Below are 19,565 nucleotides of genomic sequence, written 5' to 3' on the forward strand. Positions count from 1 at the left end.
CCGCTGCTCTCTCACCGAAATGTCCATGCCTTGATATGTACAGTGTACTGGTATAGCCAGCAATGTTGCCCGTACAAGGGCAGGGGTTCATCGCTGCTACCAACTGAAAGCGCGCGGGGAATCGCACGCGGTCCTTGGCTCTGGCGATCACGATATATCCGGATTCCAGAGGTTCGCGCAGTACCTCCAACACCTTGCGATCAAATTCCGGAATTAGGATACCGGGCTACACTGTAGACGTTGGAGGTGGTCTATGAAGCTGCTTTGGCCTGCTCAAATTACCCATAGCGCCCTACAGCAGTCGCTTGATGAGGCGAGGCTGTTCGACGTCGCGAATCACTTTGCCTCCAAGAAATTTGCTCCCTCATCTGGGATACCTCTCATAATCGACAATTCGAACTCCATCGTTAGAGAGGCTAGTTATTTTCTTCAGGAAAAACTGTTTTACTCACCCGCATACCAAACCGATAAAACCGTTAAGACTTACGCGGAATGTTTGGCTGCTTGGTTTGACTATGCAGAAAAGAGTGGTTTTGATTGGAGGCGCGCGACTCCAAGAGTCATTTTAAGATATCGGAATTCAATAAAAAATACTATTAGTGAGAAAACTAATCGGCTGCTCGCGGTGCGCACGATAAATCTAAGGCTCGTGGTTGTCTCTGAATTTTATGAGTTCTATTGGTCTAGGCTATCGTTGCAGCCTTCACCAAGTGCGCAGATTTATCATGATAGCTTGCAAGAGCTATCAAGGCTGAAGCTGAACCTTCGAGGGGGAATTAAGAAGCAAAGGAGTATTCCTGTCGCCGCCTGCAATGCATTGGTAGCTAATTTGCATGGCGTGCACAAGTTGATTTTTGTATGGTCGGTCTCAACCGGATTGCGCATTGGTGCACTGCTGAATGTCAAGTTAGTTGATTTCGAGCAACTATGTAGTGAGGTCTCTGATCGTTTTGTCTTTGTACTTTCTAAAGGGGGTAAGGTAGTCCACGCTTATGTTCCGAGGTTAGTCATTGAGAGAACAAGCCGGTACGTGGAAATAGATAGGGTTTTGAGCCTGGGACGAGAAATCAAGTCTGGTCGCCCTCCTGAGGCGTTGTTCTTGAACTCCACAGGGACACCGGTCTCCTATAGCTGCTATTACTCTGCATTTAAAAGAGCTTGCTCTACAATTAGAATTAAGGCCAACCCTCATCAAGCGCGAAATACGTTTGCGACAGTGGTGGAAAGAAGGATGTCGACGTCTCCAGCATTCAATGATCTTGATTCAGTAAAGGTTATGCAGGGGTTGTTGAGTCATGCGTCTTCAGAAACAACAGAGGATTACCTGGATTCGATTGTTTCTAATAACAGCGATGTACTCGCACTGCTTGAAGATGTGGCCGGCGATATTGCGGGGGGCGTATGAGTAGGCCACTAGAAGCAAAGTTTTATGATCCGGAACGCAAGCGGTGGAATACCTATGATTTTGAAATCGTTGGCCTGGACCACACGATTGCTCAAGACCTTAAGGATGCCTTCGTAGAGCTAGTAGGACACTACCACCCTAGGAGCAGGATACAAGCGTGGAGGTCGACAAGACTACTTTGCTCCTGCATTGTCGAGCGAAAGATATCTTTTGAAGATGATTGCAAAGATATTCTCGCTGGATATGCGCTGTTCTTGGATAGTGGTAAAAGGCTAAAGAAAACTATTGGTTCACATTATAATTTTGCTCGTCGCTTGGTTGATTGGCTCTCAGGAGTTAGCGAATCTATTTTTTGGAAACGCCAGGTGATTCAGTTATTCGATTTTACTCGTGAGCGTAAAAACAATCGAGATAATGATGTTTCGTATAAGGATCTGCAGCGAATAGTCTCGGTGTGCAAAAAGGAAATCGCGGGTGTAACAAAGGATTTTGCGGTTAGCCGCGCTATCGGAAAAGGTGAAGCTGTATCGCATCCTGATTTGACTGCAGAGGACATTGAGGTTATATCGGTTTTGATTGGCGCAGCAAAAGAGAATGCGTGGACGCGGGCAGAGATAAGAGCAAAAATTGGCCGCACTATAAATCTCATTAGCCTGAAGAAATTTCGGCACTATCGTGAATTAACCTATAGAGCGGCCCTGCCGATTTATATTTTGCTTTTAGTTGAGATGGCCGCAAATCCAGTTGCGCTCATGGAAATAGAGGCGACCTGTTATGATACCGACCCGGCAGATGAAACTCGGGCTTTTATCCGGTGGGAGAAGGGGCGGTCAGGTAGGGAGCAACAACTCTCCTTTCTCAACGCAGGTAAATACTCAGCGCCAAGTTTGATTGAGCTAGTGCTCACCTTGACTGAGACAACTAGACATCTAGCCCAACCAGGCGATGAACGGCTTTTATTTTTGATACGCACCGGTCATGTCGCGAGGAGGTTCTGCGTGCAGTCCCTTCATAATTACCTCTCCGATTTTAGGGATCTGTATGGTTTTCCGTATTTTAACTTCAGCGACTTACGAAAAGCGGTTTCGGCTTTTATAAAAAACAAAAAGACAGCAAAAGACGCCAAGAATCATCTGCAGCATAAAGATATAGCGACTACAAATAGATTTTATTTGAATGGTAAGCAAGCGCAGCAGGATAGCTATGAGAAAGTTGCTGCTTATCAAGGGGAGTTGATCACCGCGGTGTTAGCTGACGAAACAGATGGCCAGTCAAGATACTCAACTCTTTTTGGCTTCTCATGCCATGGTGCAAAGGAAGGCAGGGCTCCTAATTCAGTAAGGGGAGAAGACTGTCTTGAGTTTCTTTCATGTGCAACCTGTCCGAATGCGCTGGTGGTAGTGGACGATCCAAGATTCGTTGCTAGAATTATAAAGTCCCAGATGGCCCTTGAAAAGATGGAGCGGGAATGCCAGCTTTCGGCTGATCAAATTATGCGCTTTGAATCTGTGTTTCGCCCAATACTTTCTATTATTTCTGAGCAAATAGTTCCACGTATTTCGCGCAAAGTGATCGACCGGGCTGAGCGTATGTTGGATCAACTGCCAGAATTGCCGATGGTGTATTGAGATGGAAAATCCAATCCTATTGCCTCAGCACTATTCACTCGTCACTGACGGTCTGGCAAAGTATGGTTGCGAATTTGATGATGATATTTGGACTTTTACAAATCCAAATCGTGACTCTATTGCTGACCGCCCGACACTATTTAAGTGGCCCAAAATATTGGTCGAACCTTACAATCTCTCTCCGCACTATGCAGGGCTTTTAAAATCAGTTGCCGCATGCATGCTTGTAGGCTTGGCAGGGGTTCGATATTCGCCAGAGACGGTGAAGGTGAAATTAACATATATCCGAAGGCTCTTCTTTGGCGCACATGAAAAAGGCTTCCCAAAGTTAGCTACGATGACGGCAATGCAAGCTCAAAAAATAATAGAAGAGCTATTTTTAAATAATGGCGAAAAGAAGCACTGCAATAAAACTATTGGTCAATGCTTGTTTAGCATAAATCTCGTTCATCGTTTATCCTCTTACACGGGCGATGGATTTGAATCCGAACCATTTCCAACAAAAGTTCGCAAACGGATTTTGTTTGGTTTTCGCGAGTTGGAGGAGTGGGAGGCGCCCCCTAATAATGCATCGTTTTATTTGCTTAGGCAGGCAATAAAACTTATCGACACCTGCACTGAATGCCTTCTGCGGGTGTATGGTAAATATGTTGGGGCGGTGGATAATATAAAAGCCCAAGGGGTAACTAATAGAGCGGCTGTTGCAAAATATGCTGATAGTGTAATCTCAAACGAGATTTTCAGCTTTGGCCCCGGCTTAGGTCAGTCCTTAGAGTCACTAAAGGCGAGTCGCCAGCAAGATATCTCCACGCTTCTTTGCCACATTCAGACCGCATGCTTCATTGTGATTACATTTACAACTGCGCCCCGTATTAGTGAGGTGCGGCGAGCTAGGGTTGGCAGTATTAGTAAGCGTAAGCACTATACTGGAAGGGAATACTATTATTATAGTTCTGCTCGATCTAAGAAGAGGTATTCGGCAGATCTTGAGAGTAGCTATGGAGATCAAGGTGAGGATGACCCATGGGTACTATCCAGTGCGGCCGTGAAAGCATTTGAAACGCTTACTAGACTTTCCGCGCCCGCCCGATTGGCCAGTGGCACGGATAATCTCTGGTTGGTTTCAAGTGGGGATACCCTGTGGCCATTTTTCCCAAAAGTAGGCTTCAACGTCATTGGTGTTACTGCGGTAAATATAAGGTTAAATACCTTTGCTAAGTTTATTGGGCTGAGTGAGGTCACTGGCTGGAGTGGAAGGTTACACTCTCATATGGGGCGGAAGTTATTCGCTCGATTCGTCGCGATGCGCGATCGTTCTGCTTTAGGTGATCTGGCAGTCCAGTACTCGCATACTTCGGCATATAGTGTTGATATTAGCTATGCCAAGCCAGGGATTGAGTTTCGGCGATTGGTGAAAGATGAACTTGCGCTGGAGATGGAAGCCGCAGTGCGGGATCTTGTAGGCGTTGATAGTGGCACAATTTATACGACCCCAAGTGGTGTGCACCAATCGGAGTCTATCCTGCGGTTTGCAGGTGAGTTTAAAACTAATAAGGATGTCTTGTTGTTGCTTGGACGGGGGGTAAAACTGATTCCCTGTCAGTGGGGGGCCTGTAACTACAAGCAGGAGTTGAGCGCTTGTGAAGGAAGTCGGGAAGAGCCCAATCCTTCGAAGAGAACCCCTGAGGTTTGCAGTCGCTGTTCAAATTTTTTAGCAACGCCTAAGCACGAGATTTGGTGGCAGCAGTATCGGGATGATAGCTTGAAATGGTTATCGCTTTCCGGGATGCCGGATCAGACGCGCCATGTTCTAAAATTGAGGCTGCAACAGGCTGAAAAAGTTTTGGGCGTAATTGCGAGAGGTTAATTTAAGCATGAGCAAAGGTAGCCGCGAAGCAATACTAAAGTCTTTTGAGGCTCTTAAGCTTGAGGGCACCCTCAGTATAACGAGCTTGGCCCGTGCTGTGAATTTAACTCGTTCGTCTATTTATAAATACTATCCTGACATTGTGGAACTAGTGAGAATTTATAATTCTGGAATTGATGCCGAGCCGAAAAGACAACAGGAGTTGAAAGTTCACTTGTTAAAAAGGCAACTTTCCGATCGAAAATATCTTGTTTCGGTCCTAGCGAAGGCGTGTTCTGAGTTGCTTGTGGAGTTAGAGGATGCGCGGCGCGATTATGAGGATGAAATTAAATCTAAAAATCTGATGATTTTATTTCTGGAAAAGCAATTGGCAGAATCAAAAGTTGTGCGGTTGAGGCCGGTTAAGTAACCTGAAGTGAAGATCACACTTTAAGGTGAGCCTTTACAGCGAGGAAAATAAGCTCTGTGATCGCCCCGGGTTTCGTAGACACCTCCAGCCTTAAACTGAGGCCCATTGGGAGGTGCTATATGTCACCAAAATTAATTCTGCATATGCGATCGGCTTTGCCCCTAAGGACCTAGGGGGCTTCAAGTCACACATATTCAAAATTGAGTTTTTCCCCAGGCATGGACTGACAAGCCTAAAGGACATGCTCTCGTTGAGGAGTTGGTAGGGGCTCTGGCAAAGGACAAGCCGCAGAACCTGTTCTATCGCCTGTCATCAGCGCATGACGTCCGCAATCGCTCAGGTCTGGAGCCGATCGGAGTTTACTGAGTAGCGACGGCTACTGGCCTTAATCCAGCTATATACCGCACTCACATATTACGACGCACCAAGGCATCTTTGATTTATCGTAGGACGAAGAATCTTAGGGTAGTTCAGCTGCTGCCTGGTCATACGAAGCTTGAAAGTACCGTCAGATACCTTGGGGTTGAGGTCGACGATACCATTGGAAATGGCTGAGCAGGCAGAGGTGTAAATTTTCCAGCGACAGTCGCAACTAGACCGTCGCTATCCGGCCAAAAGCGGGCGTTCGACTTGGCTCCGCTTTCGACCCAAACCAGTCATGCGACTCCTATCTAATGTGAAGAACCCATGAGTCTGTACCGGGACATACGATCAGGTCAGATGCGAATGTCTAATTCGCGCTGGTCATATCAATTTTGTGTTCTAAAAAACAACGAACCGCTAAAATTTCGTTGTGAAGTGTCGATCTACAATCTTTAGTCAATTGCCAAATCAAGGACGTGTTCGATGGCCATGAATTTTTCACCCGGTGTATTTGCCGATCATCTATCTGAAATTGCAGGTCAAAAGGTCGGCTTGGCTTTGTCGGTGCCAGAGCTATGTGATCACCTCTCGGGGGATCATCGGAATCTTGGTGATGTATTACTTAAGTCTGAAAAAGCTGGCTTGCGGATACGCTCTGAGGAATTTGAGGCGGTCTGCTATCGGTTACTTCACAGGATCGGCTATACAGAAGGCGAAGAGAATGGCATACCTCCACAGATTAAGCTCTACCATAAATACAAGCACAACCCACGTTTGCTCGCTATATACGAGGGTGTAAGCGAAATTTTCAATGAAATGATGATGGACCTAATTGAAGAAACCACTAAGGGCGGTGGTAAATCCTTAGATCCATCTCAAATAATGAAGCGTTGTGCCGTGGAGTTTGATCGAACGGGCTTGGATATGGCGATGGAGCATATTAATGGCTTCGACCACCACATGCGAATCAGTCTTCATACGTTATCAAGGTGCGATGAATGGGCCACCCCCTTAGAGCTCAAGGCACTCTTCTCCGGCACCCTAGAAACACCTGAAAGGGGAACATTCATTGACCAGCGGTTCATAAATTACCTATCTAACAATGATCACCGCTTGGGTGAAATGCACTGGCGAAAATTCGAAGAACTCACAGCAGAATATTTCGAAAGAGATGGCTTTCGAGTTGAGATTGGTCCTGGCACCAACGACGATGGTGTAGACGTCCGATTGTGGAAACCCGAAACGCTGAAGGATGCGGAACCTACTTGTCTGATCCAGTGCAAGCGCCAGAAAGCAAAAATCGAGAAAGTAATAATCAAGGGCCTTGCGGCGGACGTGCAGTTTATGGGCGCAGACTACGGCATGATAGTTACAACCTCGGAGTTAAGTCCGGGTGCACAAACCACAATCAGTGCTCGCGGTTATCCGATACAGGTTGTTGAGCGAGACGCCGTTAAGACTTGGTTAACTCGCCTTCGAACTCCCGGGACAGGAATTGTCAGAATCTAAAATAGAAAATTTGCTGGCATAGTCAATAAACTTTAACCCCGCCGCTGTGGGCCAGAACTGAGGAGAGACGAGCGTCAGTCGTTGCTGATAGCTGCGATTCATTACGGGCAGCTATCGGCCCAGAGTGTGTAAAAACGCTTCGCCAAAATTGAAGTGTGCGCTTCTACGTTGAATCTAAAATTTATCGGCACGTCAGCAGATGTGGATTTCGCGTAGAAGCGCGCTTTTCAGTCCGTTTTTAAGTACCTGTCGCGCTCAAAAACGCTTTTACACAGCCTTGGCCAAAAGCGGACATTCACCAATGTCAGCTTTGAATAAAACGCTCACTGGTTAGGTGATCTAGCTAACAAGAAATAGGTCGTCGTGAACGCGATACGTTGCCAGCGTCAGCAGTTCGAACTTAATACCATCTGCCTCAAGGTCACTCCTGGCCTTGTTGAGTTCTTTATCGAGCCGCGTGCTTTCCTCCATGACGGCAAGCATCGCTCGGTCGGGCCTGAGGCGCTTTGCAATACGGACAAAGTCCTCTACATGCACGCCCCGCAGGCTGCGCCATGCTGACTTCACCTCACAGAGAATTGACTCGCCATCGACGATGGCAAGTAGGTCCGCTTCGGAGTCGGGATTGTCGTAGTCTTGCAAGGAACCAAACCATGTCGGCCCCAAATACATAAACGACCAATGAGCACGATCGCGCAGCGCTGACAGAACCCAGACCAGCGACAGCACGCTATGAGAGCGAAGGCTTTCAATAAGGAATTCATTCGGCCGAAAGTACCAGGGAATACCGACAGGCAGATTCGTTTCGGTCCGGCAGACATCACAGGCAAGAGGCGATCTGAGGGCCTGAAAGTCCGTCCAGTTGCGATGCTGACAGGCCACACAAGTCCAGGGATAACCCTGAAAGAGCATTCGTGCTGTTCTCATTTCAGCGAGACAGTCATCAATGGCTCGCTGCTCCCTGGCATTCTGCTCTCTGCGTTCCTCTTCAGTGCCAGCCACCTCATCGGGGCGCTGTGCCCAGTACCTCTCCCTGTAAGCATTCCAGCGCTCTCGTAGATGGTCGAGCGCAACATGCATCTTCGGAGCCTTGACTGATTGCGCCGCCTTGACGACAAGCGCTGCAAGGGCTGTGCGCTCACTCTCAAGTTGAAGATCGAAGACTGGTCTTCCACGCGCACGTTTCGCGATAGCGTTCGCGGTGGCCAAAACATCGGCATCCGCAAGATTTGGCGATCCGCCCAAGGCTGCGAATTCCTCTTGTAAGAAGGGATGCAAAAGGAGGCTCTTGGCCCTCGAGAGACCACCGGCCATCCCAAGGACGCCAATGAGATGAGGGCTTTCACTTGAGGGATGCATCCATCCCGCCTTCGCCGAAGGCCACGGCGGATCACTTGGACCTACATTCCAGATCGCGGAGTCCCTGCACAGTGCATGCTGCATAGCCTCGTAGGCGCTCGGGACCCTTACCGACTCAAGCGCACGGTTAACACCAGCAAATACAGCCAGGTTACCGTGCCTACCCGTGCGACACATAGGAGGCAGGCTCTGCCCGAGGCCGCGCGTTACGAATTTGGCCTCAAAGGCAGCGGCCATGCGCCACCGCTTTGGCAGCATCCACATGTTGTCCTGCGCAAATCTGGGTTTGTCCCGCTCATACTCGAAGCTCAGATCGAGCGCCCAGAGTCCAAGTGTGAACGATTGACCCGGTGGAGCATCATTCAGATGTTCCGGCTCCATTGCTGACGGCCGAGCAATAGGCGGTTTCCACCGAAAGCCATGCCATGCAGCCCCCCTAAGTCGTCCCTCCATGGCTTGAGTCTCTTCACATGCACGTCGCAGCGAATCCTCGCTCGGGATGACGTGACCACCCGGCACGACGTCTCCCGTTCCACTAACGCTCCACACTTTTGCGCCGCGAAGCGTACTCAGTACTTCGGCGAGTTCATCTGCGCTATGTGACGCCGAGCGCACCTGAAGCTGCGACTGTCCTCCAGCACCACTATTAACGTGATTGCGCGAATTAAGCAGTTGGGCGAGTTGGCTAACCCAGTCCTCGTCCTTCAACTGGTCAAGCGTCAGCCGGAAGCAGCACAGGTCGCTGTCGAGCCATGCGGGTATGAGCAACCTTGCATTCCAGAACAGAAGCCTGTCTTCGAATGACTCACCGATTACCAGGTTGAACGCACTGCTCCACCGACTGTCCCGTATCTCGAGACGCGTCGCATACAAGGACGACAGCAAACTGATGCCCGTTGCCCGCTTGCACACAAACTCGGTAAAGGCCTCAGCTTCGGACGCGACGCGATCAAGATCGCGAGGCACTCCGTACTTGAGGTCTTGAAAATACTCTTCGGAGACAACCGTCAGTAGGCCAGCCGTTGACCGCGCATCATTTGGGTAGATGCCCGTGGCCGCACTCGTATGGTAGGTGCCAAGGTTGTCGGTCAGGAATCGGGTAGGCCTTTCCGTGTGCCAACTGTCGATGACCTTGATCTTTGGCCCATCTGGCAATGGGCTGTGACGACTTAGACGGAACATGGTCGACAGTGAGGAGAGCGCGGTAAAGCGATACTGCGGCCTGAACGCAGGAAGATCCAGTCTCGAATTGGACTCCAGCCGATGAAGGATGTAGTCCGACGGGACGAGGCGTTCGTGAATTTCAAGAACCGCATCTCCGGCCAGCTCAACATAGGAGTAGACGATGTCTGGATCGAAGGCCTCCAACCATGGCCAGTAGTCGGCGACAATCCGGCCGGCTGCACATGGGGCGATAAGGCTGAATCGACCACCCCATCGCGAGTAGCAGTCAGCAAATATACCGTCGAGAATGAGATCTGCGTGTTCACCTGGTTCGATGAGAAACGCTACCCGTATGGGCCGGGTCTTCTCCCACCCCGCCAGCTCTGTGGCTACTTTATCCGACATACGTGTGCCTCTGAAATTCGACGAAGACTTTCCTGATTGTTTACAACGTGCCGAGCTCTGCAAATGCAGCCGACAGCTCCTTGTAGCGAAGTCGCAGCAATGGTGACAGCTTCTCCTGAGCGAGCCCACGAGCATCATGCCTGGCATATCAGGCAAGCACGAAGTTCACAAAGGCTTTCTTGTCCGATAAGTCGGATACTGCCGTAAACTTGATGCGGACTCAGTCGCGCGAGTGACTGCTCTTGGCCGTTCGTGACCTAGGCCGAGTGTGTGCTGTATGCCTCCACGAACGAGATTACAGGTAGCATGGGTGCCACGTTCAACACCCTTATGAAGAAGGCGTTGAAGGTTTGGAAAGCCCGGTGAGCCGTTAGGAGTGGGAAGTATGGATTGCTACCTGTGCAGTGAGTCTCTAACGCCTCAAAACGATTCTGGTGAGCACATCATCCCTAACTCAATCGGCGGGATACGTGAGGTTAAAGGTTTCATCTGTCGTACGTGCAATGGTAAGGCCGGGGAGACGTGGGATACAGATCTAGCCAAGCAACTGAACAAGCTGGCCTTGTTCTTCCGTGTCGTACGTGACAGAGGCGAGAACCGCGCTGAAGTCGTTGAGACGACTGCTGGCGAAAAGCTAATCTACGATAAGAATTCGTTGAAATTCTTCGCGCCAGAGATCAAGAAGGAAGTGAAGGAAGATGGCGTTCACTTTCAAATCAGCGCCAATGACATGAAGCAGGCCCGCCAGATCGTGACTGGCTTGAAACGCACCTATCCCACGCTGGATGTCGAGAAAACCTTAGCCGGCGCGATAGCACAGCCAAAATACCCTGATGGGTATTTCCACTTCGAATTCAGCTTCGGCGGCCTGAGTGTTGGCAAGTCGTTCGTGAAAACGGCTCTAGCTCTGCTGTCTGCAAACGGTATCAACCCCAAGATCTGCGAGCGAGCGAACGCCTATATCTTCAACGATGGTGAACCGTGCTTCGGCCACTACTACCACCATGACCTACTCATCAACCGGCCAGTCGGCGTGCCCGTCCACTGCATTTGCGTGAAGGGCAACAAGGCCGCGCGGACGGTTCAAGCGTATCTCGAATATTTTGGCATTGTCCGAATCGTTATTTCGCTGAGCGCAGATTACGAGGGTGACGATTTTAAGCATTCGTATGCGATAGACCCAACCAAGGGTCAGGAATTTTCTGTCGATTTCGATTTGAATTTTGATGAGTCAGAGATCAGGAAAATCTATGAGTATCAGTTCTACGATTCGCAGGTAGCGTTGGACTGCCTGCACGCTGTCCTTCCCCATGAGATCCAGCGGCAGCAGGAGCAGCATCTAGAAGAGGTTCTTGCCAGCTCGCGAGCAGCGATGGAGCGTCGTTTCGCGGGCAACGACCAAGTAGACCCTGACGAGTTTATTGAAGCTTATGTAGAGAGTCTTGCACCCTACATCCATCACCTGGTCAATGCCGGACGTATCAGGCACAAATAGCCAAGAAGCCAGACGAGCGCTGAACTCTAGGTGAGCAACCGTTGCAGCTTCTGATTGTAGGTGTTGGCTGCAAGGTGTTCGCGGATTGCAACTCCGACAACTGAGTAATCGCGACTGATGGGGGAAGTATGAGATGAATTACCCCGGCTTTTGTAGACACCTACGACCGCTTCTGGCCGATTTCTGCCTGTCGCCACCGGCAGCTTTGGGTCGACATCTGCCCGCTGCGCCAGACTGAGGTCGGACAAAAGCGGCCATCGAGTTTCTACGAATACAGGGGCGATTCAACCATCCAAAATTTCGGCTCAAAAAAAGGCCCTTGCAGGGCCCTTTTGTACTCAAACAAAAATCACTTGGTCAGCCAGGACTCGACGGTAGCGGAGCCATGCTCAGCTTTCCATTCCTTCAGCGTTTTCTGATTGCCGCCTTTGGTTTCTACGACTTCGCCAGTGTGAGGGTTTTTATAAACCTTTACCTGGCGTGGTTTGCGGCTGCCGGCTTTGGAATCGACGGTTGGAGCGCGACGACCAGCTTGAGGATCAAGCAGGTTAATGATGTCTTTCAAGCTGAAGCCGTACTTGGCAAGCAAGTCCCGTAGCTTCGATTCAAATTCTATTTCTTTCTTGAGACCTGCATCGCCCTTCATTGCTTCAAGCTCAGCAAGCTGGGACGCAAGTTGTTGTTCGAGTTTACGAAACTCAGCAAGACGGGACATTTGATGCTCCAAATAAATTTAAGCGGGTAAAAATAACAACCATATCATACTCATTTTAATGGATAGAGTAAGCACGCTAAACTGAATCGGCCCTGAATTCGTAGACACTCGATGACAGCTTTTGGCCGAGGCTGTGTAAAAACGTTTTCAAGGGCAGCAAAGACCAAAAAACGTGCTGAAAAATGCGGTTCTACGCAAAATCCATATCTGCTGACCTACCGATAAATTTCAGATTTCGCGTAGACGCGCGCACTTCAATTTTGGCTCAGCGTTTTTACACACTCTGGGCCGATAGCAACCCTTGGATGCAGTCCGCTTTCGGCCCAGGCTGTGTCAAAAGACTGAATGGGATAACCTTGCACCATGAATCAATCATAAGGCTGCGAACTGAACGATGGGTTTTGAACAACTAGCTGAGCTACGCGACCGCCTGCGGGCCGAAAAAGTGCAGGTAAAGACTGATAGTACGAAGCAGCGTATGCGGAATCCTTCTCTGCAGACGAAGCCTAGCGAGCAAGATCCTGCGGTCGAAGCGATCTGGCGATTGCAGAAGCACTTTCCATTGGCCTTCCCGGTCAATCCGGCCCCCAAGGCTCCGCTAAAGGAGGGCATTTTCAAGGATGCCGAGCAACACCTGGAGCTGCTCGGAATATCCTGCGAACAGCTCAAGCAGGGCATCGCTGCCTGGTGCCGAGGAAATCGCTACTGGGCAAGCATGACGGAGAATGCGCCGCGCTTGGACTTAAACGGCCAGGCAGTTGGCATGGTGACGGCGGCTCAGGCGCTGCATGCTAAGCAGCAGGCTAAGCGGCAGCGCGGACAAGCACGACGTAATCAGACAAAGCCGAAAGAGCGTATACAGGACAAGGCCGTCGATACCGCTGTGGAACAGATCGTGGATTAAAATCACTCGTGCTCGGCGCCGAGTCGCCCAATCACTGACAAGGTGCGAGAGGCGGTTCGAAGAGCGGCAAGTGACGGGTACCGCCTGTCAGATGTGCCCGCTGCCGGCCAAATGGAGTCGTCGGGGTAGCCTATTCGAAGCTACCGGTACGCTCGCGCTCTTCTTCATCCTCGCGAAGCTCTTCCGCAGCGATTCCTCATCAAGTGCACATGAGGTTTGAGGGCATGTCGGAAGGCTATCCGCCAGCCCCATCAAGCCCTGGATCGTAAACAGCTAGTTTGTGGGCGCTTCTGGCCGATCTCAGCCGCCCACGACAGGCAGCCATTGGCCGATTCTGTTGAAAAAGTCAGCCGTGGTAATTGGCGATACTCACATCTGTATCGGCTGCTGCCAGTAATCGGGCGAGTGCGGTGGCCACCGCCTTCGAGCGCTGACGGCAGAACAGAACGAAGCCTTGCCACTAAGGCCTGCGGATAATCTATCGTCTCTGCCGTTTCTTCAGGCAGACCTCCGAAATGACTGCTTGCTTGTTGGGCCGCACCTTTTTGGATCGTTCGCAAACCTTATGTGCAGTACCGAACAGAGCTTCATTTCTGTCGCTATTACAGTGTACTCAACTTCTGTTAGAGATGTTGAGCATGCTTCGGCAGAACCGCCTTTTGATAGCCCTTTCAGAGGCCGCTAAAAAGCGCCTTTTCAGTCATATGGAATGGGTGGCATTACCGCAGGGCGAAATTCTCTACGAGTCCTGCGAGACAATAAGTCATGTCTATTTTCCCGTTGACTCGATCATTTCGCTCCTCCATGTATTGGGGAACGGTGATTCAGCTGAGGTATCTGTGGTTGGTAACGAGGGACTAGCCGGTATTTCGCTGTTCCTGGGCGTCGATAGCACAATCAGCCGTGCAGTCGTACAAAGTGCTGGTCGTGCCTACCGAATGCCTGGAAAACTACTCCAGGACGAGTTCAACCACCACAGTGAGCTGAATATACTGATACTGCGCTACATCCAGACACTGATTATCCAAATGTCGCAAACATCAGTTTGCAATCGGTATCACTCCATCCTCCAACAGCTATGCCGATGCTTACTGTTATCGCTGGATCGTTTGCCGGGCAATCAGTTGACGATGACCCAGAAGCTCATTTCCGACATGCTCGGGGTGCGTCGTGAGGGCATCACTGAAGCTGCCGGTATACTGCGGAGATTGGGCGTGATCGCATACAACCGTGGTCATATCACTGTGCTTGATCGTATTAAACTCGAACATCTGAGCTGTGAGTGCTATGCCATAGTCAGGCAGGAGACTGATCGACTACTGCCTCGGTAAGCGCCATCTTTTAGCTGATTGAATAGCCTCGAGTTCTCTAAAGGCTTCCATGCCTAATTGTGAGTCCGCTTTTGGCCGACTCCTGCCTGATGCGACAGGATCAAAGCGGCCAAAAGCGGCCTGTAGCAGGCAGCGTAAAAGGTCAGGAGCTGACGGCCACCGAACAATGTCTCCGTCCATGGCAGTTGGTTGCAATAGGTCTGAAGCGACCCTTGGCTCAGGATTGAATCGGTTAGCCTGCAGCTGCGCGAACCTCACCAATGCAGCTGCCTTGATGAGAGGCTTGGGCGCTGTGGCTTGCTTAGGCTTGTCTGCGCAGGTCAAAAAACTGGCAACCAGAGTTGAGACCCACCAGCCAACCAAACCTAGAGTGGCATTCCCGATACTTTCAATAACAGGGAATGCGTATGAAACTCAAACTCTTGGCGACGGTTCTAGTGGGCGTCGCTCTGACCGCCGGGTATCAGTACCTTGCCGTCCCCGACCTGCAGAAGAAAGATCCGGATGCAGGCCTCAGTCGCGACGAGCTTCGCAGCCGCGATGAGCGTGCGCAAGAAAACTGGGCCTACTCACTGGGCTTGCAGGCATATATCTGGGGGTTGCCGCTGACCATCACCGACCGCGAGCGCCTGCTGCGGCTTAACGAACGCAAACTGCGGTTCGTCACGGAACGCCAGATCTGTCCCTGCGCGCCCATCAACCAGATTGGCCACATGACCAAACTCGCCACCTCGGATGATGAACTGCCCTACACCCCGAACAATGACACCGTCTACAGCGGCGTCATGCTGGAGCTCAAGGATGATCCGGTGATCCTCAGCCTGCCGGAAGTCCACGACCGCTACTGGAGCGTGCAGGTCGTCGATGCCTATCTTGAAAATCTGCCCTATATCGGCACCCGTGCGACCCTGGGCAAGGGCGGCCACTATCTGTTCACCGGCCCGGATTGGCAGGGCGAGGTACCGCCCGGCGTCGAACTGCGTCGCTTGCCGACCAACTCCGGCGCCCTCGCCCTGCGCTACGGGGTGAGCAAGGAAGACCCTCAGGATCTGCCGCGCGTGCTGGAGCTGCAGAAACAGGTGCATACCACGTCGCTGAGCAACTGGAGCAGACCCGATGGCTTCGGCAAGGTGGTCGCGGTGAAGATGAACCGCAAGGAATACAGTGGCGACCTAGCCGTCTTCGAACGCATGGTCGACCTGCTTAATGAGAACCCTCCACGCCCTGGGCAACAGGCCGCCGTAGCTATGTTCCAGAGCATCGGCATCGAGCTCGGCAAGCCCTTCGATGCCAGCAAGCTGCACCCTGCCACGGTGGCTGGCCTTAAACGCGCCCTGCAGGACAGCCAGGACCTGATGACCTGGAAGGTGAAGTACCGCGGTACGCCCTATCCGACTCGCTGGAACAACCTGCACGAGGGCACCTACGGCTTCCACTTCATCAACCGGGCAGAAGGCGCGCTCGAAGGGCTGATGGTGCATGATCGCGAGGAAGGGGTGTATTTCAGCACCTACGAGGACGGCACCGGCCAGTTGCTCGACGGCCAGAGCCGCTATGTCCTGCACTTCGAGCGCGACGCACTGCCTCAACTGCAGAACAAGGGCTTCTGGTCCATCACCCTGTACGGCACGAATTTCCAGTTGGTGGACAATGCCATCGACCGCTACTCGATCGGCGACCGCACCCCGGGCCTGAAATACAACCCGGATGGTTCCCTGACCCTCTACATCCAGCACCAGCCGCCGGCAGGGCAGGAGAGCAACTGGCTACCGACTCCACAAACGGGTCTATTCCGCTTGAACTACCGCATCTATCTGCCCAATGAGCAAACACGCAATCCGCAAACACTGCAGCAATTTATTCCCGCCATTCAGCCTCAGGACCAGAGCTGATAGCGGCCAGGCTGGGTCCGCCTTATGCCCCAGCCTGAACTCTGCAAACTAGCGCGCCTTCCGTTCACGCCGGTACTGCCCAGGACTGCCACCTGTCCAGCGTTTGAAGGCCCGGTTAAAGCTGCTCTGATCAATGAAACCAAGGCTGAATGCGATCTCATTCAGACTCATGCCGGGCATGCCCAGATAGCGCAGCGCCAAGTCATGGCGGATCTCGTCCTGCAGCTCCTTGAACGAGGTGCCTTCCTCGGCCAGCTTGCGGTGCAAATTGCGTCCACTCATGTTCAGGCGCTCGGCAATCTGCTCAAGCCCGAACTGGTCGGTGCTCAGCAGGGCAATGATTTCCTTGCGCACCTGCAGGCTGACCTGCTCATGGCGCATGCGCCCCAGGTAATCGCGTAGCAGCTGCTCATTCATGCCAGCAATCATGGCGTTGGCCGCCGGCAGCTCACGGTCCAGCATGCCGGAGGCCATCAGCAGTACATTCGCCTCCGCGCCGAAGTGCAGGGGCACCCCGAAGAACTGCTCGAACGCATCCCGCTGCTGCGGAACCGGGCGGCGCAGATGCACCTCCAGCAGGCCATCCGCCGCACAGGCGCCGAGCAACTCGCGGAAGGTGCGGAACAACACCCCCATGAAGGCATCGATCGGAAAATAAGGCCGTTGCGCAGAGGTGGAACTGTCGGACCCGAGGATCAGCGCGACTCCCTGCGGCCCCTCGTTCACCTCGATCTCGGCGATGGTCGTCACCACCTGGACGTAACGCTGAAGACGCTGCAGAGCTTCGCGCAAAGTGGCGCTGGCCTGCAGGGCAAAGACCATGGCATTGAGGTGTGTGGGGTAGAGGTTGGCCGCCACCTGCAGTCCGAAGGCATCGTTGCCAGTCCGCTCCACGCTGAGCCGCCAGAGTTTCCACATATTGACCACCGCGACCCGAAACTCCGGATCGAGTACCGACGCCGGATCGATGCCCGCCTCCAACATTAGAGGCTCAGCCTCTATGCCATAGCCCTGCAGGGCACGCTGAATAGCCAGAGTCCATGTAGCGATGGTGGTGTGGACCAGTTCGTGGGGGGCGCTGCTCATCTGTATTCCTGTCTGAAAATGCCAAAAAAGCGGCAATGCACGCCAAGAAAGATAAGACGCTTCTTCATATCTTAAGCCTCCAGCCATGCGGAACAACCGTTTGCGCTCACAACAACAAAAACAATCCTCGAGGATTCTCATGCACAAATTTCGCAGAGGCCGCGGTGCAATCCTGTACCCGCTGCTAGCCCTCAATGGTGCGCTCTGCCAGGCCGCTACCTTCGAGCTGGACAACGGCATCAGCGGCCGTTGGGACACCAGCCTGTCAGCCGGCCTCAGCATCAGCACCAGCAATCCGGACAAGCCGCTACTGCCCATTGCCTACGGCGGGTCTGCAGCCGGCATCAACGGCAACGATGGGCGCCAGAACTTCAAGGCTGGCGACACCTTCTCCCGACGGGTCAAAGCCATCTCCGAGCTGGCTCTGAGCCGAGACAACCTCGGCCTGCAGATCAGTGGCAAGTTCTGGTATGACGACCTGCTGAAAAACGGGGACGCCCGCTTCAAAGACTTCGACGATTCGGGTTTTGATTCACTGGCCACGTTTTCCGGGGCCGAGTTGATGGATGCCTACGTCTGGGGTGAGTTCCAGCTGAATGACCGAGCGCTGGATATCCGCCTTGGTCAGCAGGTCCTGAGCTGGGGGGAAAGCACCTTCATCCAGGGCGGTATCAATGTGATCAATCCCATCGACGCAAATGCCCTCACCAGCCCAGGGGTCGAGATCAAGGAAGCCTTGATTCCAGTCAACCTGTTCAATCTGTCGTTGGGACTCAGCGACAACCTCTCGGCCAGCGCCTTCTATCAGCTGGAATGGCGTGCCACGGTACAACCGGGCTGCGGCACCTTCTTCGCTCAGTCGGATGCCAGCCAACCGGGCTGCGGCCCGCTGCACGCAGTGGCCGCGCTCACCGAAGCGCAGCAGGACAACCTGCAGTTGGTCTACCCGCGGCTGCCAGCTGGGGCCAACATGCGAATTCCTCGTCTCAGTGACGATAAGCCTTCAGATAGCGGGCAGTGGGGCCTAAGGCTGGACTACTTCGCCGAAGCGCTGAACAGCACCGAATTCGCCTTCTACGTGATGAACTATCACAGCCGTCTGCCCTATACCAACGCCGCCACTGCCGACTATTCGAAACGGCCCGGAAGCGGATTCTTCCTGCCCGGGGTCACCAACAACCCGGCTTATGGAGGCAGCATCGCCAATCCCTTGGCCCAGGCACCGCTCTATCAGATGGCCTTCCCAGAAGATATCCGCCTGTACGGGCTGAGCTTCAACACCTCGGGTCCCTGGGGAATTTCCTTAGCCGGTGAGATAAGCCACAGGCCCAACCAGCCGATTGCCATCAACGGCCAGGACTTTCTCTATGCCAGCGGTTTTCTCGATACCGAGTCGCCCATCGTCGATGAACTATTCGGCCTGGACATCGTGACCCCGGGCACCGGTCCCATCCTTGCTAAAGCCGCAGGTCTCTATGGAAAGCAAGTACAGGGTTACCAGCGCAAACCTGTGAGCCAGCTGCAATTGACCGCCATGCAAACCTTCAGCGACATCTGGGGCGCGGAGAACCTGCTGCTGATGGCCGAGGTCGGGGCCGTGCATGTGGCTGACCTGGAACCGGTGCAAACCATTGCCTACGGGCGCGATGCGGTCTACGGCTCTGGCGTGGAAGGCACCGCCATCGCCTGCAAGAACCCGGCGCTGAACAAAGACTATTGCCGGCTTGATGGCTACACCACGCCGTGGTCCTGGGGCTATGCCGCTCGGGCCAACCTGACCTACAGCAACCTGCTACCAGGCACCGTGGTCACCCCGTCGCTGGCCTGGCGCCATGATGTCAAAGGCTACGCGCCCTCTCCGGCACCACAGTTCATCGAGGGTCGCCAGGCCGTCACGCTAGCCGTGAACTTCGATTATCAAAATCGGTACAACGCGGCGCTCAGTTACACCGACTTCTTTGGGGGCGACTTCAACCCACAGACTGACCGGGACTTCATCTCATTCACCCTTGGCGCCAAGTTCTGAGGAACCA

The 19,565-nt window shown here is 52.6% G+C and carries 13 protein-coding genes and 2 pseudogenes; 11 read left to right on the plus strand and 4 right to left on the minus strand.

Features of this window, described 5'->3' with window-relative positions; genetic code table 11:
- Window positions 1-73 precede the first annotated feature (73 nt).
- A pseudogene (locus tag L6D63_RS06135) lies at window positions 74-214 on the minus strand (ATP-binding protein); the annotation flags it as partial.
- Window positions 215-253: 39 nt separating this feature from the next.
- Here L6D63_RS06135 and L6D63_RS06140 point away from each other — a divergent pair.
- From L6D63_RS06140 to L6D63_RS06165, 6 genes and pseudogenes are all read left to right on the plus strand, one after another.
- Window positions 254-1,405, plus strand: coding sequence for a tyrosine-type recombinase/integrase (locus tag L6D63_RS06140; protein ID WP_131670727.1), 1,152 nt, complete (start codon window positions 254-256; stop codon window positions 1,403-1,405).
- A complete protein-coding gene (locus L6D63_RS06145; protein ID WP_131670726.1) occupies window positions 1,402-3,033 on the plus strand; it encodes a hypothetical protein in 1,632 nt (543 codons plus the stop codon). The genes L6D63_RS06140 and L6D63_RS06145 overlap by 4 nt, the downstream gene beginning before the upstream one ends.
- Window position 3,034: 1 nt before the next feature.
- Window positions 3,035-4,900 carry a hypothetical protein gene (locus L6D63_RS06150; RefSeq protein WP_131670725.1) on the plus strand — a complete coding sequence of 622 codons (1,866 nt, stop codon included), beginning with the start codon at window positions 3,035-3,037 and terminating at the stop codon, window positions 4,898-4,900.
- Window positions 4,901-4,907: 7 nt separating this feature from the next.
- Window positions 4,908-5,309, plus strand: a complete 402-nt coding sequence (locus L6D63_RS06155) for a hypothetical protein (protein WP_131670724.1) — start codon at window positions 4,908-4,910, stop codon at window positions 5,307-5,309.
- A gap of 375 nt (window positions 5,310-5,684) precedes the next feature.
- A pseudogene (locus tag L6D63_RS06160) lies at window positions 5,685-5,880 on the plus strand (integrase); the annotation flags it as partial.
- 275 nt (window positions 5,881-6,155) lie between these two features.
- Window positions 6,156-7,181, plus strand: coding sequence for a restriction endonuclease (locus L6D63_RS06165; protein ID WP_131670723.1), 1,026 nt, complete (start codon window positions 6,156-6,158; stop codon window positions 7,179-7,181).
- 339 nt (window positions 7,182-7,520) lie between these two features.
- Here L6D63_RS06165 and L6D63_RS06170 read toward each other — a convergent pair whose 3' ends face one another.
- A complete protein-coding gene (locus L6D63_RS06170; RefSeq protein ID WP_131670722.1) occupies window positions 7,521-10,109 on the minus strand; it encodes a hypothetical protein in 2,589 nt (862 codons plus the stop codon).
- A 385-nt stretch (window positions 10,110-10,494) separates the two neighbouring features.
- On the opposite strand from L6D63_RS06170, the gene L6D63_RS06175 reads away from it, so the two are divergent.
- Window positions 10,495-11,604, plus strand: coding sequence for an HNH endonuclease (locus tag L6D63_RS06175; RefSeq protein ID WP_131670721.1), 1,110 nt, complete (start codon window positions 10,495-10,497; stop codon window positions 11,602-11,604).
- Window positions 11,605-11,953: 349 nt separating this feature from the next.
- On the opposite strand, the gene L6D63_RS06180 is transcribed toward L6D63_RS06175, so the two are convergent.
- Entirely contained in the window at window positions 11,954-12,319 is a 366-nt protein-coding gene (locus tag L6D63_RS06180; protein ID WP_131670720.1) for a histone-like nucleoid-structuring protein, MvaT/MvaU family, read from the minus strand.
- A gap of 394 nt (window positions 12,320-12,713) precedes the next feature.
- On the opposite strand from L6D63_RS06180, the gene L6D63_RS06185 reads away from it, so the two are divergent.
- The 3 genes from L6D63_RS06185 to L6D63_RS06195 all read left to right on the plus strand — a co-directional run bounded on the left by L6D63_RS06185 (window position 12,714) and on the right by L6D63_RS06195 (window position 16,446).
- Window positions 12,714-13,223, plus strand: coding sequence for a ProQ/FinO family protein (locus L6D63_RS06185; RefSeq protein ID WP_131670719.1), 510 nt, complete (start codon window positions 12,714-12,716; stop codon window positions 13,221-13,223).
- Between the two features lie 638 nt (window positions 13,224-13,861).
- Window positions 13,862-14,554 (plus strand): Crp/Fnr family transcriptional regulator, encoded by a 693-nt coding sequence (locus L6D63_RS06190; protein ID WP_236170289.1) that lies wholly within the window; start codon window positions 13,862-13,864, stop codon window positions 14,552-14,554.
- Between the two features lie 407 nt (window positions 14,555-14,961).
- Complete coding sequence (locus L6D63_RS06195) at window positions 14,962-16,446, plus strand: DUF1254 domain-containing protein (RefSeq protein ID WP_131670718.1); 1,485 nt, start codon at window positions 14,962-14,964, stop codon at window positions 16,444-16,446.
- Window positions 16,447-16,494: 48 nt separating this feature from the next.
- Here L6D63_RS06195 and L6D63_RS06200 read toward each other — a convergent pair whose 3' ends face one another.
- Window positions 16,495-17,532, minus strand: a complete 1,038-nt coding sequence (locus L6D63_RS06200; protein ID WP_131670717.1) for an AraC family transcriptional regulator — start codon at window positions 17,530-17,532, stop codon at window positions 16,495-16,497.
- Between the two features lie 100 nt (window positions 17,533-17,632).
- Here L6D63_RS06200 and L6D63_RS06205 point away from each other — a divergent pair, with 100 nt between their 5' ends.
- Window positions 17,633-19,558: a DUF1302 domain-containing protein gene (locus tag L6D63_RS06205; RefSeq protein WP_217325391.1), complete on the plus strand. Its 1,926-nt coding sequence runs from the start codon at window positions 17,633-17,635 to the stop codon at window positions 19,556-19,558.
- Window positions 19,559-19,565 lie beyond the last annotated feature (7 nt).

Source organism: Pseudomonas parakoreensis (assembly GCF_021602155.1).
In the GTDB taxonomy this organism is placed as follows: domain Bacteria; phylum Pseudomonadota; class Gammaproteobacteria; order Pseudomonadales; family Pseudomonadaceae; genus Aquipseudomonas; species Aquipseudomonas parakoreensis.

What these genes read in the sequence shown, in the direction of transcription:
- L6D63_RS06140 (WP_131670727.1), top strand. Translation starts at nt 254, where the DNA reads ATGAAGCTGCTTTGGCCTGCTCAAATTACCCATAGCGCCCTACAGCAG.
- L6D63_RS06145 (WP_131670726.1), top strand. Translation starts at nt 1,402, where the DNA reads ATGAGTAGGCCACTAGAAGCAAAGTTTTATGATCCGGAACGCAAGCGG.
- L6D63_RS06150 (WP_131670725.1), top strand. Translation starts at nt 3,035, where the DNA reads ATGGAAAATCCAATCCTATTGCCTCAGCACTATTCACTCGTCACTGAC.
- L6D63_RS06155 (WP_131670724.1), top strand. Translation starts at nt 4,908, where the DNA reads ATGAGCAAAGGTAGCCGCGAAGCAATACTAAAGTCTTTTGAGGCTCTT.
- L6D63_RS06165 (WP_131670723.1), top strand. Translation starts at nt 6,156, where the DNA reads ATGGCCATGAATTTTTCACCCGGTGTATTTGCCGATCATCTATCTGAA.
- L6D63_RS06170 (WP_131670722.1), bottom strand. Translation starts at nt 10,109, where the DNA reads ATGTCGGATAAAGTAGCCACAGAGCTGGCGGGGTGGGAGAAGACCCGG.
- L6D63_RS06175 (WP_131670721.1), top strand. Translation starts at nt 10,495, where the DNA reads ATGGATTGCTACCTGTGCAGTGAGTCTCTAACGCCTCAAAACGATTCT.
- L6D63_RS06180 (WP_131670720.1), bottom strand. Translation starts at nt 12,319, where the DNA reads ATGTCCCGTCTTGCTGAGTTTCGTAAACTCGAACAACAACTTGCGTCC.
- L6D63_RS06185 (WP_131670719.1), top strand. Translation starts at nt 12,714, where the DNA reads ATGGGTTTTGAACAACTAGCTGAGCTACGCGACCGCCTGCGGGCCGAA.
- L6D63_RS06190 (WP_236170289.1), top strand. Translation starts at nt 13,862, where the DNA reads ATGCTTCGGCAGAACCGCCTTTTGATAGCCCTTTCAGAGGCCGCTAAA.
- L6D63_RS06195 (WP_131670718.1), top strand. Translation starts at nt 14,962, where the DNA reads ATGAAACTCAAACTCTTGGCGACGGTTCTAGTGGGCGTCGCTCTGACC.
- L6D63_RS06200 (WP_131670717.1), bottom strand. Translation starts at nt 17,532, where the DNA reads ATGAGCAGCGCCCCCCACGAACTGGTCCACACCACCATCGCTACATGG.